The organism is Parasphingorhabdus sp., assembly GCF_965233695.1.
In the GTDB taxonomy this organism is placed as follows: Bacteria; Pseudomonadota; Alphaproteobacteria; order Sphingomonadales; family Sphingomonadaceae; genus Parasphingorhabdus.
The window spans coordinates 3,767,338-3,782,330 of sequence record NZ_OZ247497.1 but is presented as its reverse complement, the minus strand read 5'-3'; the positions used below and the strand labels follow the sequence as shown (position 1 = coordinate 3,782,330).

The 14,993-nt window shown below is 53.9% G+C and carries 15 protein-coding genes and 1 pseudogene; all 16 read left to right on the top strand.

The features are described 5' to 3' along the window. A pseudogene (locus tag ACO6S1_RS18115) lies at positions 1–615 on the top strand (NADH-quinone oxidoreductase subunit C); the annotation flags it as partial. Positions 616–638: 23 nt separating this feature from the next. Next, complete coding sequence (locus ACO6S1_RS18110) at positions 639–1,871, top strand: NADH-quinone oxidoreductase subunit D (RefSeq protein ID WP_422343946.1); 1,233 nt, start codon at positions 639–641, stop codon at positions 1,869–1,871. Further along, positions 1,868–2,050: a hypothetical protein gene (locus ACO6S1_RS18105; RefSeq protein WP_422343945.1), complete on the top strand. Its 183-nt coding sequence runs from the start codon at positions 1,868–1,870 to the stop codon at positions 2,048–2,050. Before ACO6S1_RS18110 ends, ACO6S1_RS18105 begins: the two co-directional genes overlap by 4 nt. Continuing rightward, the gene (locus ACO6S1_RS18100; protein ID WP_422343944.1) at positions 2,043–2,294 is read left to right on the top strand and encodes a hypothetical protein; all 252 of its coding nucleotides are present in this window, start codon (positions 2,043–2,045) and stop codon (positions 2,292–2,294) included. Before ACO6S1_RS18105 ends, ACO6S1_RS18100 begins: the two co-directional genes overlap by 8 nt. Beyond that, positions 2,287–2,952, top strand: a complete 666-nt coding sequence (locus ACO6S1_RS18095; protein ID WP_422343943.1) for a complex I 24 kDa subunit family protein — start codon at positions 2,287–2,289, stop codon at positions 2,950–2,952. Before ACO6S1_RS18100 ends, ACO6S1_RS18095 begins: the two co-directional genes overlap by 8 nt. Positions 2,953–3,045: 93 nt before the next feature. After that, positions 3,046–4,353: an NADH-quinone oxidoreductase subunit NuoF gene (gene nuoF, locus ACO6S1_RS18090; protein WP_422343942.1), complete on the top strand. Its 1,308-nt coding sequence runs from the start codon at positions 3,046–3,048 to the stop codon at positions 4,351–4,353. 129 nt (positions 4,354–4,482) lie between these two features. Beyond that, the gene (gene nuoG / locus ACO6S1_RS18085) at positions 4,483–6,495 is read left to right on the top strand and encodes an NADH-quinone oxidoreductase subunit NuoG (protein WP_422343941.1); all 2,013 of its coding nucleotides are present in this window, start codon (positions 4,483–4,485) and stop codon (positions 6,493–6,495) included. Next, positions 6,492–6,776, top strand: a complete 285-nt coding sequence (locus ACO6S1_RS18080; RefSeq protein WP_422343940.1) for a hypothetical protein — start codon at positions 6,492–6,494, stop codon at positions 6,774–6,776. The genes nuoG and ACO6S1_RS18080 overlap by 4 nt, the downstream gene beginning before the upstream one ends. Next, positions 6,773–7,825: an NADH-quinone oxidoreductase subunit NuoH gene (gene nuoH, locus ACO6S1_RS18075; RefSeq protein WP_422343939.1), complete on the top strand. Its 1,053-nt coding sequence runs from the start codon at positions 6,773–6,775 to the stop codon at positions 7,823–7,825. Before ACO6S1_RS18080 ends, nuoH begins: the two co-directional genes overlap by 4 nt. Next, on the top strand, positions 7,822–8,307 hold the full coding sequence (gene nuoI, locus ACO6S1_RS18070; RefSeq protein WP_422343938.1) for an NADH-quinone oxidoreductase subunit NuoI: 486 nt from the start codon (positions 7,822–7,824) through the stop codon (positions 8,305–8,307). Before nuoH ends, nuoI begins: the two co-directional genes overlap by 4 nt. Before the next feature lie 41 nt (positions 8,308–8,348). Beyond that, positions 8,349–8,960 carry an NADH-quinone oxidoreductase subunit J gene (locus ACO6S1_RS18065; RefSeq protein WP_422343937.1) on the top strand — a complete coding sequence of 204 codons (612 nt, stop codon included), beginning with the start codon at positions 8,349–8,351 and terminating at the stop codon, positions 8,958–8,960. Continuing rightward, entirely contained in the window at positions 8,957–9,262 is a 306-nt protein-coding gene (gene nuoK / locus ACO6S1_RS18060) for an NADH-quinone oxidoreductase subunit NuoK (RefSeq protein WP_108809875.1), read from the top strand. Before ACO6S1_RS18065 ends, nuoK begins: the two co-directional genes overlap by 4 nt. A gap of 4 nt (positions 9,263–9,266) precedes the next feature. Further along, positions 9,267–11,270: an NADH-quinone oxidoreductase subunit L gene (gene nuoL / locus ACO6S1_RS18055; RefSeq protein ID WP_422343936.1), complete on the top strand. Its 2,004-nt coding sequence runs from the start codon at positions 9,267–9,269 to the stop codon at positions 11,268–11,270. Beyond that, positions 11,270–12,820 carry an NADH-quinone oxidoreductase subunit M gene (locus tag ACO6S1_RS18050; protein WP_422343935.1) on the top strand — a complete coding sequence of 517 codons (1,551 nt, stop codon included), beginning with the start codon at positions 11,270–11,272 and terminating at the stop codon, positions 12,818–12,820. The genes nuoL and ACO6S1_RS18050 overlap by 1 nt, the downstream gene beginning before the upstream one ends. Further along, entirely contained in the window at positions 12,820–14,274 is a 1,455-nt protein-coding gene (nuoN, locus tag ACO6S1_RS18045; protein ID WP_422343934.1) for an NADH-quinone oxidoreductase subunit NuoN, read from the top strand. Before ACO6S1_RS18050 ends, nuoN begins: the two co-directional genes overlap by 1 nt. Further along, positions 14,202–14,987, top strand: a complete 786-nt coding sequence (locus ACO6S1_RS18040; RefSeq protein ID WP_422346233.1) for a biotin--[acetyl-CoA-carboxylase] ligase — start codon at positions 14,202–14,204, stop codon at positions 14,985–14,987. The genes nuoN and ACO6S1_RS18040 overlap by 73 nt, the downstream gene beginning before the upstream one ends. Positions 14,988–14,993: the final 6 nt, after the last annotated feature.

Genomic DNA, 14,993 nt, shown 5'->3' with positions numbered 1-14,993 from the left:
ATGGCAAACGGGGCTCCAACCATGTCCAGCAACGAAGGTGTTGCTGCCACTCTCGCCAAATCCTTGGGCGCGGCCGTGATTGATACGGTCGAGGCATATGGTGAGATCAGCTTTACCGTCGATCGCAAAAAACTGCCTGCGGTGATGGACAAGTTACGGAAAAGTCATGAATATCAACAGCTCGTCGAGATTGCCGGTGTGGATTACCCGGAGCGGCCCGAGCGGTTCGAAATTTGCTATCATCTGCTCAGCCTGACCAAAAACCACCGAATACGCGTAAAAGTTACAACCGACGAAGACACCCCGGTGCCAACGGTTACGCATATTTGGGAAGTAGCTGGCTGGCTGGAGCGCGAAGTGTTCGACCTTTATGGCGTATTATTTGATGGGAACACGGACCTGCGACGCATCCTGACCGATTATGGTTTTCAGGGGCACCCGTTCCGCAAGGATTTCCCGCTGACCGGCTATGTCGAGATGCGCTATTCCGAGGAAGCCAAGCGGGTGGTTTATGAGCCCGTCAAATTGGCGCAGGATTTTCGCAGCTTTGACTTTATGTCGCCCTGGGAGGGTGCAGATTATATTCTGCCCGGCGATGAAAAATCGGAAGATGCTGACGATAAGGGAGCCAAGTCATAATGGCTGATTATCTCGACGAAATGGATGGCATTGCTGACGAGGCTGATCCCACGGTTGGTGATCTGGAAATCCAGAATTACACAATCAACTTTGGTCCGCAGCATCCCGCTGCACATGGCGTTTTGCGACTGGTGATGGAATTGGACGGGGAGATTGTCGAGCGGCTTGATCCGCATGTTGGTTTGCTCCACCGTGGCACCGAGAAACTGATCGAGCATAAGACTTATTTGCAGGCTTTGCCCTATTTTGACCGGCTGGATTATTGCTCACCGCTGGCGATGGAACATAGCTATGTTCTGGCGATTGAAAAACTGCTCGACCTCGAAGTGCCTCTGCGCGGACAATATTTGCGGGTTCTGTTCGCGGAACTGACCCGCATCTGCAACCACATGCTCAACATCGGGGCGCATGTTATGGATGTCGGCGCGATGACGCCCAATATCTGGGTGTTTGAAATTCGCGAACAATGTCTGGCCTTTTTCGAGCGCGCAAGCGGTGCCCGTATGCACAGCGCATGGTTCCGGCCCGGCGGGGTGCATCAGGATGTGCCGCTGAAACTGCTTACCGATATGGCCGATTGGCTGGACGAGTTTCCATCCTTTTTCGAAGATGCGATGAGCCTTGTCATCGACAACCGTATTTTCAAACAGCGCAATGTTGATATCGCAACCGTTTCGAAAGAAGACGCCGTGCGCTGGGGCTTTTCCGGTCCGATGATCCGCGGCAGCGGTATCGCCTGGGATTTGCGTAAGTCGCAGCCTTATGACGTCTATGACCGGATGGAATTTGACGTGCCGGTTGGTACGCGCGGCGATTGCTATGACCGGTTCATGGTGCGGGTTGAGGAAGTGCGTCAATCTGCAAGGATCATGCGCCAGTGCCTCAATGAAATGCCGGATGGTCCGGTTGCGAGCAGTGACCGTAAGGTCGTCCCACCCAAGCGCGCCGAGATGAAGCAATCGATGGAAGCTTTGATCCATCACTTCAAGCTTTATACCGAAGGCTTTCACGTTCCCGCTGGCGAAGTTTATGTCGCGACCGAGAGCCCGAAAGGCGAATTTGGCGTCTATCTGGTGAGCGATGGCAGCAACAAGCCCTATCGCTGCAAGATCCGCCCCACCGCTTTCTCACATTTGCAGGCGATGGACTTCATGTCCAAAGGCCACATGCTCGCTGATGCCACCGCCATATTGGGCGCGATGGATATTGTGTTCGGGGAGTGCGACCGGTGATCGGGCGCGAGCTCATCATCTTTATTGCGGCAATTGCCGTGTTTGCGTCGGCCGTGGCCGCATATCTGGCTGCCTTTCATGGTGAGGTCAGTCTCAAGGAAGTGCTGTCGACGGCTTTTGCAGCTGTTGTCGGGCTCTATGCTGGTCGCTTTGTCGAACGGAGGTTGAGCCATGACTGACGCTCCCGACACATCGAAAAGATGGCGGCTTGGCGCAGGCGCGACCGTGTTTGTGGTTGTGGCGATCATGTTGCTCTGGGAATTGTGGCAGCCCGCAAACATGCTTTGGAACATCATTTTGTTGACTATGACAGTCGGCATAATCGTAGCCGGTTTCTGGCTGAACATATATTTTTCAAAGCATTGGGACGAAATTGGGGAAGCGCGTTTTGATACGCGAAACAAAAGTGATTTAGATGGCTGAAGCTCCAAATATACCTGATGAACTTGAAGTGCGCGCCAAATGGGGCGATTTCAAATTCACGCCAGCGAACGAGAAGCTCGCCAAATGGCAGATTGCGAAATATCCGGAAGGTCGCCAGAAATCGGCGGTTATGGCTTTGCTGGATCTGGCTCAGCGCCAGGTTGGTGCGGATACGGACACGCAAGGCTGGTTGCCGGTTCCGGTGATCGAATATGTCGCGGCCTATTTGGACATGCCCTATATGCGCGCCTATGAAGTCGCGACCTTCTACACCATGTATAATCTGGCGCCGGTTGGCCGTTTCCATGTGCAGGTTTGTGGCACAACGCCCTGCATGTTGCGGGGCAGCGACGATGTGATGGCGGCCTGCAAGAACAAGGGCATGGCCAAGGGAAAGACGACGCCAGACGGCCTATTCACGCTGACCGAAGTCGAGTGCATGGGCAATTGTTCCAATGCGCCGATGGTTCAGATTAACGACGATAATTACGAAGATCTCGATTACGATATCATGACACGTATTTTGGAAGACCTCGCCGATGGCAAAGAAATTCCGGTCGGTTCGCAAATTGGTCGCAAGACCAGCGAGCCGGAAGGCGGTCCGGTTGTCTTGAAAGAGATGGTCAAGGCCAATCATGACTATCGGAAGGAGTGGTAAGATGCTGCTCGACGGATATGCAGGATGGGTTGCGCTGGCGGTGGTTGCCATTGCGGTTGCAGGTGGCCTCTGGGGTCGCAGGAGGAAGAAATAATGGCTTTTGACTTTCTCCAGGACAAAGATCGCATCTTTACCAATGTCTATGGCTTTCAGTCATGGGACCTGAAAGCTGCGCAAAAGCGTGGTGACTGGGACAATACTGCCGACATCATCAAGCGCGGCAATGACAAGATTATCGAAGAGATGAAGGAAAGCGGCCTGCGCGGTCGCGGCGGCGCGGGTTTTCCGACCGGTCTGAAATGGTCCTTCATGCCGAAGGAATCGCCAGATGGACGGCCGAGTTTTCTGGTTATTAACGCTGATGAATCCGAGCCCGGTTCTTGCAAGGACCGCGAAATCCTGCGCAACGATCCGCACAAGCTGATCGAAGGCGCATTGATTGCCGGTTTCGCGATGCGCGCGCGCGCAGCCTATATCTACATTCGCGGCGAATATATCATGGAAGCCAAGGTCATGGAGGCAGCCGTCAAGGAAGCCTATGACGCCGGGCTGATCGGGAAAAATGCGGCCAAGTCCGGCTATGATTTCGACGTCTTCGTCCATCGCGGTGCTGGCGCTTATATTTGCGGTGAAGAAACCGCGATGATCGAAAGTCTGGAAGGCAAAAAGGGCCAGCCGCGCCTGAAACCGCCATTTCCTGCCGGTGCCGGGCTCTATGGTTGCCCTACGACTGTCAACAATGTTGAGTCCATCGCGGTGGTGCCAACGATCCTGCGCCGTGGCGCCAGCTGGTTTGCCGGCTTTGGCCGCGAGAATAACCATGGCACGAAATTATTTCAGGTTTCCGGCCATGTCGACAAGCCGGCTGTGTTTGAAGAAGCCATGTCTGTCCCGTTCAAGGATATGATTGAAAAGCATTGTGGCGGGATTACCGGCGGATGGGACAATCTGCTCGCGGTAATTCCGGGCGGCTCTTCGGTGCCTTTGGTACCAGCCGAACAAATCATGGACGCGCCGATGGATTTTGACGGGCTCAAGGATTTGGGCTCCGGTCTTGGTACGGCAGCGGTCATCGTGATGGACAAGTCGACCGACATCGTCCGCGCGATTTCACGGCTTAGCTATTTCTACAAACATGAAAGCTGTGGCCAATGCACGCCATGCCGTGAGGGCACCGGCTGGATGTGGCGCGTGATGGAAAAAATGCGTGATGGCGATGCCGAGATTGGCGATATCGATACGCTTTATGAAGTGACCAAACAGGTTGAAGGCCACACGATCTGCGCGCTGGGTGATGCGGCGGCTTGGCCGATACAGGGCCTGATCCGTCATTTCCGTCCGGAGATGGAGCGGCGTATTCGTGAAAATAAAGGCGCAGAAGTTTTGGAGGCGGCGGAGTGAATTATAGTCTTGCATTTCGTCACCCTGAACTTGTTTCAGGGTCCATCTCTAGTCTTGAGACCATCTCTGTGAAGGCGCAATGGATGCTGAAACAAGTTCAGCATGACGAACTTAATTTGGATGCAACATATGCCTAAAGTCACCGTAGATGGCATCGAACTCGAAGTTCCTCAGGGCGCCACCGTGCTGCAAGCTGCCGAGCTTGCAGGTAAGGAAATTCCGCGTTTCTGCTACCATGAGCGCCTGAGCATTGCGGGTAATTGCCGCATGTGTCTGGTCGAGGTGAAGCCCGGACCGCCGAAGCCGCAGGCAAGCTGCGCGCTGCCCGCCGCTGAAGGGCAAGAAATTCGTACCGACAGCGAAATGGTCAAAAAGGCCCGCGAAGGGGTGATGGAATTTCTGCTCATCAACCATCCGCTCGATTGCCCGATTTGCGATCAGGGCGGCGAGTGTGACTTGCAGGATCAGGCCATGGCCTATGGCAAGGGCGGATCGCGCTATGAAGAGAATAAACGCGCGGTAACCGAAAAATATATGGGACCTGTGGTCAAGACGATCATGACCCGCTGTATCCATTGCACCCGCTGCGTTCGCTTTGTTGAAGAAGTGGCGGGCGTGGAAGAAATTGGCGCTATTGGCCGCGGTGAGGGAATGGAGATTACCTCCTATCTCGAAGGCGCAGTGCATAGCGAGCTTTCAGGCAATGTTGTTGATCTTTGCCCCGTTGGCGCGCTGACCAGCAAGCCTTATGCATTTGAAGCGCGGCCCTGGGAATTGACCAAGACCTTGGGCATTGACGTGATGGACGGCGTTGGCACCAATATCCGCATCGACAGCCGCGGCCGCGAAGTGCTGCGCGCATTGCCGCGCGTCAATGATGACGTGAACGAGGAATGGGCGACCGACAAGACGCGTCACGCAATTGACGGTCTGATGAAGCGCCGCCTCGACAAGCCTTATATCCGGCAAAATGGCACATTGATGCCCGCGAGCTGGAACGAAGCATTTGAAGCCATTGCGGCGGTCAAAGCAGGCAGTTCGGTAGCCGCCATCGCCGGTGATCTGGTTGATTGCGAAACCATGTACGCGACCAAGAAGCTGCTCAAATCGATGAAATCGGACATGCTGGAAGGGCGCCAGACGGGCCTGTCTTACGATGTGTCCAATCTGGCAGCGGTGAATTTCAACACCACCATTGCCGGCATTGAAGAGGCGGACGTGATCATTCTGGTTTCGACCAATCCGCGCTGGGAAGCCTCGCTCGTTAATACGCGCATCCGCAAGGCGGTGCGCAAGGGCGGAGCGAAAGTCTTTGGCATTGGACCAGAGGCCGATCAGACCTATCCGGTTGAATGGCTCGGCGATGATATGAGCTTGCTGGCCAAGCTGCCCAAAGCCGCTGCAGACGCACTGAAAAATGCCGAAAAACCGGCGCTTATCCTGGGCGGCGGCGCATTGAGTATAGACGGCGCGCATGGCGCAGCCTTGAAGCTGGCGACAAAATATAAGCTGATTCGTGATGACTGGAACGGCTTCAATGTGCTGCATATCGGCGCTTCGCGCACTGGCGGGTTGATGCTCGGCTATGCTTATGATGGCGGTATCAAGGCGATTGCCGCGAAAAAGCCGAAACTGCTCTTTTCGCTCGGTGCCGATGAAATGGATTATGCGCCGTTTGATAAGAGCTTCAAAGTCTATATCGGCCATCATGGCGATGCCGGTGCGCATGCGGCGGACGTGATCTTGCCAGCGGCGGCCTATACCGAGAAAAACGGTACTTATGTCAATCTCGAAGGACGTGTGCAGCGCTCCAACAAGGCGATTTTTGCTCCCGGCGATGCCCGCGAAGACTGGAGCATCTTGCGGGCTCTGTCCGATGTGATGGGCAAGACATTGCCATTTGACAGTTTTGAAGAGCTACGCAGCAAGATGTTCAAGGATCATCCGGAATTCGCCACAGAAGGCCTGGTGTCATTGGATTGGGCACCACCAACGGGGTTGCCAGACAAGCCAACAGGGCAGGGCGTCCACCCGATCAAGGATTTCTACCTTACCAACAGCATCGCCCGCGCCAGCGCGACGATGCAACGCTGTTCGGCTGAATTGCTGCATGGTGATGATATGCTGGAGGCGGCAGAATGAATCAGCTTCCGGATCTTCTCGTAAGAGCGCCTAAGGTTTTCTATATACTCGCTGTTCTTGTGTTCTTCGCAACATTTTGGATGACATATTACGAAGTTAAATCAGCTCAAATGCCCTTCGGTCCAGAAGATAGTCCAGTTGTGAGAGCGGCGCTTTTAAGGGCAATTTTGCAAGGCTGTCTTGATTCAATATGGATTGCAGCAAATGGCATTTTGTTCGATTTCCTCATCCGGTTCTGGAACCGGCATGCGCCGTCGAGTGATTTGGGAGAGAACAAGTGACCGAATATCTCCAATCAACTTTTCTGGGCCCTGATATTGGTTGGTTTGTTGCGACACTGGCACTGATCCTGCTGATCGCGCTTCCGCTGATGTTGGCTGTGGCGATGATCATTTATGTGGATCGCAAGATTATTGCCGCCGTGGCGCTGCGCCGCGGCCCCAACGTGGTCGGCCCGTTCGGCTTGCTGCAAAGTTTCGCAGATGGCTTGAAAGTGTTCCTGCAGGAAACGATCATCCCGTCCGGAGCCAATAAAGGCCTGTTCCTGCTGGCGCCGATCATAACCTTTACCGTGGCTTTGCTGGCCTGGGCGGTCATTCCGTTTAGCGAGGAAATGGTCCTCGCGAACATCAATATTGGCGTGCTGTACATTCTCGCGATAAGCTCTCTGGGCGTTTACGGCGTGGTGATTTCCGGTTGGGCGAGTAACTCGAAATATCCGTTTTTCTCGGCCATGCGCGCGGCGGCTCAGATGATCTCTTATGAGGTTTCCATCGGCTTCATCCTGATTTCGGTGGTTTTGTTTGCCGGTACTTTCAATCTCAACGAAATTATCAAGGCGCAAGAAGGCCATATCTTCGGATTGGTGAACGCTTACGGGCTCAATCCGCTGCTCTTTCCAATGGCGGTGATGTTCCTGATCAGCTCGATGGCGGAAACGGCGCGCGCGCCTTTCGATCTCACCGAAGCAGAGAGTGAGTTGGTCGCGGGTTACCAGACCGAATATTCCTCCATGTCCTTTGCGCTGTTCTGGCTGGGCGAATATGCCAATATTCTGCTGATGTGTGCGCTGAATGTGATCCTGTTCTGGGGCGGATGGTTGCCGCCGGTGGATTGGGAACCGCTTTATGCTGTACCCGGGATTATCTGGTTGTTCCTGAAGATGTTCATGATCTTTTTCATCTTCAGTTGGGCGTGGGCCACGGTGCCACGTTATCGCTATGATCAGCTCATGCGTCTGGGTTGGAAAGTGTTTCTGCCCATTAGCATATTCTGGGTATTTCTGGTCAGCGGATATGTCATGATCGATAAATTTGGGTGGCCGCTATGAGAATAACAGAAGTCATAAAAGCCTTTACGCTTTACGAAATCGTCCTGGCGCACGCACTGACGCTGAAATATTTCTTCAAGCGGAAGAAGACCATCAATTATCCCTATGAGAAGAACCCGATTTCGCCGCGGTTTCGTGGGGAGCATGTGCTGCGCCGCTATCCCAATGGGGAAGAACGCTGCATCGCCTGTAAGCTTTGCGAAGCGGTATGCCCGGCGCAAGCGATCACGATTGAAGCCGAACCACGCGAAGATGGCAGCCGCCGGACCACGCGCTACGACATTGATATGACCAAATGCATCTATTGCGGCTTCTGTCAGGAAGCCTGTCCGGTGGATGCGGTCGTCGAGGGCCCGAATTTTGAATATTCGACCGAGACACGCGAAGAATTAATCTACGACAAAGCAAAACTGCTCGAAAATGGTGACAAATGGGAGCGAGCCATCGCATCCAACCTTGCCGCCGACGCGCCCTATCGTTAAGGCGCTGACAGGATTCTAAGGGGGTTACGGAAACCGTAAACATGCAAATATTTGCTTTCTATCTATTCGCATCCATTGTCATCGCCAGCGGTGCGTTCTGCATCTTTGCGCGTAATCCCGTGCACAGCGTTTTATGGCTGATCCTGGCGTTTTTTAACGCGGCGGGCCTGATGTTGCTGGTTGGCGCAGAATTTATCGCTGCCTTGCTGGTCATTGTCTATGTTGGCGCGGTGGCGGTCCTGTTCCTTTTTGTTGTGATGATGCTCGACATCGACTTTGCAGAGTTGCGCGCGGGTTTCATGAAAAACCTGCCTCTGGGGCTGTTATTGGCTCTGGTCTTGCTCGCCGAGATTATTTTCGGAGTGGGTGCGTGGACCGCTGGCGGGATGGGCGAAGCCAACGCCGTGGTTGGACCTCCAGCCGGTGGGCCGTCCAATATCGAAGCCTTGGGCACTTTGCTCTACACCAAATATATCTTCCTGTTTGAGGCCGCTGGCCTGATCCTGCTGGTTGCCATGGTCGGTGCCATTGTTCTGACCAACCGCAAACGCGGCGGAGTTCGGATCCAGAATATTCGAGACCAGGTCACACGGCGACCAGAAGACGCGACACGCAACGAGCAGCCTGAAGTCGGCAAGGGGGTCGAACTATGATCGGCATAGAGCATTATCTGGTGGTCAGCTCCATCCTGTTTGTGATGGGCATGCTGGGCATATTTCTAAACCGCAAGAATATCATCATTATTCTGATGGCGATTGAGCTGATCCTGCTTTCGGTCAATTTGAACCTGGTCGCGTTCAGTGCCTTTCTGGGCGACATGACCGGGCAAATTTTTGCGATGTTCGTGCTGACGGTCGCGGCAGGCGAAGCGGCCATTGGACTTGCCATATTGGTTATCTATTTCCGTCAGCGCGGCACGATCGCCGTTGATGATGTCAACCGGATGAAGGGTTAGGGACTTGACGATCCAGCTTATCGTTTTCCTGCCCTTGCTGGCAGCAATAGTCGCAGGCTTTGGCAATCGCATGATTGGCAATGTTCCCGCGAAATTTATCACGACCGCCGCCTTGTTCGTATCCTGCGCGCTGAGCTGGCCGATATTCATCGACTATATCATGCTGGCGCGAGCGGCAGAAGTTGTGCCGGTGCTGACATGGGTGCAGTCGGGCGATCTCAACTTTGAATGGGCTCTGAGGGTTGATGCACTGACTGCTGTCATGCTGGTCGTCGTGACCACGGTTTCGGCTCTGGTGCACCTGTATAGCTGGGGCTATATGGATGAAGATCCTGATCAACCGCGCTTTTTTGCATATTTGTCGCTTTTTACCTTTGCCATGTTGATGCTGGTGACAGCCGATAATCTGGTCCAGATGTTCTTCGGTTGGGAAGGGGTTGGCCTTGCGTCCTACCTGCTCATCGGTTTCTGGTTCAAGAAACCGACGGCTAGCGCGGCAGCAATCAAAGCCTTTGTTGTGAACCGGGTTGGCGATCTTGGCTTCATGCTTGGTATCTTCGGAACTTTTCTTGTGTTCGGCACTGTGTCTATTCCTGAAATTCTGGAAGCGGCACCAGCCATGGCAGGCTCGACAATCACGTTTGCCGGTATGCGGCTTGATACGATGACGATCCTCAGTTTGCTGCTGTTTATCGGAGCGATGGGCAAGTCGGCGCAATTGGGTCTGCACACCTGGCTACCGGACGCGATGGAAGGGCCGACACCTGTTTCGGCACTGATCCATGCAGCGACAATGGTTACAGCAGGTGTCTTCATGGTTTGCCGTCTGTCACCGATGTTCGAAACCAGTGATGTGGCTTTGACAGTCGTTACCGTCGTTGGCGCCGCTACCGCAATTTTTGCAGCGACGGTTGGCCTTGTGCAGACTGATATTAAGCGCGTGATTGCTTATTCCACCTGCTCACAGCTGGGCTATATGTTCTTCGCCGCAGGTGTTGGTGCCTATAGCGCAGCGATGTTCCATCTGTTCACCCACGCTTTCTTCAAGGCCCTTTTGTTCCTTGGTGCGGGCTCAGTAATTCATGCCATGCATCATGAGCAAGACATGCGTTATTACGGTGGGCTGCGAAAAGAAATTCCGCTGACTTTCTGGGCAATGATGGCAGGGACGCTGGCTATTACTGGTGTTGGCATTGTTGGCCTTGGCGGTTTTGCCGGCTTCTATTCCAAGGATGCAATCATTGAGGCAGCCTTTGCGAGTGGCACCAGCACAGGGCAATTCGCCTTTGCTATTGGTGTGCTGGCGGCTTTGTTGACCAGCTTCTATAGCTGGCGCCTGATGTTCCTGACTTTCTGGGGCACACCGCGCTGGATTCAATCCGAGCATATTCAGCACAGCGTTCACAAAACACCGGAAACGGCCGAAGACTCAACCGGCGGTTATCACCCTCATGAAAGTCCATTCTCTATGCTGATCCCTCTGGGCGTGCTTGGTTTTGGCGCGATCGCGGCAGGCTTTCTGTTCCACAACCAGTTTATCGATGCTACGGAGGGCTTCCGATTCTGGGCTGGCAGTTTGGCGTTTGACCGTCATTTAATGCATGAAATTCACGAAGTACCGCTGTGGGTGAAACTGGCCTCGACTGTGGCCATGCTCATAGGTCTTACCACGGCATATCTGATGTACTTCCGCGGCAAAGATCGTCCAGCGCGTCTCGCCGCGACCTTCCAGCCGATCTATAATTTCTTCTTCAACAAATGGTATTTTGACGAGCTTTATGACTTGATCTTTGTACGTCCGGCCTTCTGGTTTGGACGGCTGTTCTGGAAAACCGGCGATGAAGGCACAATTGATCGCTTCGGCCCCAATGGCGTCGCGGCGGTTGTGGCTAGCGGTGCAGGTGTCGCGAAGAAATTCCAGACCGGCTATCTCTATAGCTATGCGCTGGTCATGCTACTCGGATTGGCTGCTGCGGTGACGTGGCTTATCGTGCGGGGAGCGAACTGATGAACCAGCTTGATTTCCCGATCCTGTCGCTGATGATGGGCCTGCCAATGCTGGCCGCGATTATTTGCCTGTTTGTTGGCGCAAAAGCCGCACGCTGGCTCGCCCTGATTACGACGTTGGTGTTGTTTGCTCTCGGCATTGTGCTGTGGGCCAATTACGATATTGGCGGCCCGCAGTGGCAATATGTCGAGCGATTGGAGCTGTTTGGCACTTTCGCCTGGGCCTTGGGCATAGACGGCATTTCGATGATGTTGATCATGCTCACCGTGTTCCTTATGCCGATTTGTATCGGTGCGAGCTGGGAGTCGATCAAGGACCGCGTTGGCGAATATATGGCCGCGTTCCTGTTCATGGAAGTGCTGATGATCGGCGTGTTTGCGGCGCAGGATATCTTCCTGTTCTACATACTCTTCGAAGCCGGCCTGATCCCGATGTATCTGATCATTGGTATTTGGGGCGGCACTAACCGGATTTACGCCAGTTACAAATTCTTCCTCTACACTTTGCTCGGCTCGGTCGTGATGTTGATCGCGATGCTGTGGATGGTGCAGAATGCTGGTACGAGCGATATTCCGACGCTGCTCAACTATGATTTTGCGCCTGAGGCCCAGACCTGGCTCTGGCTGGCCTTTTTCGCCAGCTTTGCGGTTAAAATGCCGATGTGGCCGGTCCATACTTGGTTGCCCGATGCGCACGTTCAGGCACCGACGGCAGGGTCCGTGATCCTGGCTGGTGTGCTGTTGAAAATGGGCGGTTATGGGTTCCTGCGTTTCTCCATCCCGATGTTCCCGGAAGCGTCAGAGCAATTTATCTGGCTGATCTTTGGACTGTCGATGGTCGCAGTAATCTACACATCGCTGGTTGCGTTGGTGCAGCAGGATATGAAGAAGCTGATCGCCTATTCGTCTGTCGCCCATATGGCAATTGTGACGCTGGGTCTGTTTGCTTTCAACCGGCAAGGCATTGAGGGCGCGATCATTGTTATGCTCAGCCATGGCTTGGTTTCCGGCGCGCTCTTCCTCTGCGTTGGCGTGATATATGATCGTCTACATACAAGAGAAATTGACCGTTATGGCGGTCTTTCGATCAACATGCCGAAATATGCCGTCCTGTTCATGCTGTTCACAATGGCATCTATCGGCCTTCCCGGTACAAGCGGCTTCGTCGGCGAATTTCTCTCGCTTGTGGGCCTCTATAAGGTGAATAGCTGGGTCACATTGGTGGCGACGACAGGTATCATTTTGGGTGCCGGTTACATGCTCTATCTCTATCGTCGGGTCGCTTTTGGCGAGCTTGTCCATGAAGACGTTAAAGCGATGCCGGATTTATCCGCCCGCGAAATGGCATTGCTGGCGCCGATTGCTGCTGCTGTCATGTGGATGGGTGTCTATCCGGAAAGTTTTATGGCACCAATACGCGGAGACGTGGGAACACTGGTCGCCCGCATTGATCGCGCTGCGCCAGAGGGGGATGCACATTTGAAAATGGGGCAAGCACAAGCGGCGCCAAAGAGCCAAAAGGCTGAGGCCGGTCATGGGGAGTCGCACTGATGGATTATAGACTTTCACTGATTTTCACCCTGCCGGAGATTATCCTGTCGGTAAGTGGCATGATCCTGCTGCTCATCGCAGCATGGGGTGGCGTTAAATCGGCACGGTTGGTTACTATTCTAGCCGTAGCCGCTCTTTTCGGTGCATCGGCTTATGCGTTGGAATTTCTAACCAACTCATCTTTTGAATTCGGCGGCGATGCTTTCAACGGGCTTTACCGTATGGATGGCTTTGGCAGCTTCGCGAAACTGCTCATCTATTTCGCAGCAATTATATCGCTTATCGTTGCACCGCGTTTCTTCAAGGATAGCGCTGCCTATCGTCCTGAATATCCGGTGCTGGTTCTGTTTGCGACCGTTGGCATGGGTATGATGGTGTCGGCGGTCGATCTGATGACGCTTTATATCGGCCTCGAGTTGAACAGCCTCTCTGCCTATGTACTTGCCAGCTTTATTCGCAATGACGTTCGCTCTTCGGAAGCGGGTCTGAAATATTTCGTGTTAGGCGCCTTGGCGAGCGGCATGCTGCTCTTTGGCATGTCCTTGGTATATGGATTTGCAGGGTCCACCAGCTTTTCTGTCATAGGCGACACGCTGACAGGGCAGCTTTCAACCGGGCCACTGATTGGTGTGGTATTGGTCCTCGCTGGCTTGGCATTCAAAATCAGTGCGGTGCCGTTTCACATGTGGACACCCGATGTCTATGAAGGCGCGCCGACCCCGGTAACCGCCTTTTTCGCAAGCGCTCCCAAAGTCGCTGCCATAGCGCTGACCGTTCGTGTCATTATCGACGCATTTGGAGGCCAGACTTCTACATGGCAGCAGATCATCGTGTTCGTGGCTTTGGCTTCGATCATACTCGGCGCAGTAGCGGCCATCGGGCAACAAAACATAAAACGCCTTCTTGCTTATAGTTCGATCAATAATGTCGGGTTCCTGCTAATCGGTCTTGCCGCGGGAACCGCACAAGGCATTTCTGCCATGCTCTTCTATCTCATCATATACGTCGCCATGACATTGGGCAGCTTTATCTGCGTCATGGAAATGCGCGATACGGACGGCAAACCATTGGAATCACTTTCCAGCCTTGCCGGTTTGTCACAAACCCGACCAGGCTTGGCTGCCGCATTTGCGATATTCATGTTTTCGCTGGCCGGCATACCGCCGTTATTCGGGTTCTGGGGCAAGTTCCTGGTCTTTGATGCCGCTGTTGCCGCGGGCATGTTGCCCTTGGCGGTCATTGGCATAGCTGCATCGGTTATCGGAGCCTTCTATTATATTAAGATCGTCAAGATTATCTATTTCGATGATCCCGCAGGACAGATTGTCCAGACTGGACATAAGACCGAAAATGGCCTGATTGCGTTGTTGGCTGTCGCAGTATCTCCGTTGGGATATCTCGCTATTCCGTTGTTGGCACCGGTTACAGCAACGGCGGCTCAGGCTCTGTTCTGACTATCCATATAGAAACGATCGCCGAAACCGCATCAACCAATGCGGATATGAAAGCGCGTGCTCTGGAAGGAGCTGAAGAGGGCTTTTGGCTGCGCGCGGTAAAGCAAAGTGGCGGGGTAGGGCGATTGGGCCGTAAATGGGAAAGCCCGGAGGGAAACCTTTATTGCAGCACATTGGTGCGTTGCCGTCGCGACGACCCTTCGCCATCGAGCTTGTCATTTGTCGCCGCTTTGGCTGTACACAAAGCAATCAGCGCGCATCTCCCCCACGACGATATCTGGTTGAAATGGCCGAACGACATTCTGGTGTCCGGTTTGAAAATCTGCGGTATCTTGCTGGAGCGCGCCGGCGATGCGGTTGTTGTTGGTATTGGGGTGAATGTCGCTGTGGCTCCCCAATTGGACGGCCGTACCGTAACCAGCCTTCACAAGGAGGGAAGCGACCCTGAATTGTCGCCAGAAGCGGTTCTGGATTCGCTTGCGGAATGCTTCGCCGATACCTTAACCGAATGGCGGCAAACGGGTTTGGCAAGTATATTGGATGCTTGGCAGAAACGCGCGCATCCGCTGGGAACAAGATTGTCGACCAGTGATGCAAATGGGCAGCCCCTGGAGGGCGAATATGCCGGTCTTTCCGCCGATGGTGCACTTCGCTTGAGAAAGCGGGATGGAACGCTTATCGCTATACATGCCGGTGACGTGGATGTCGGATAGAAGAAA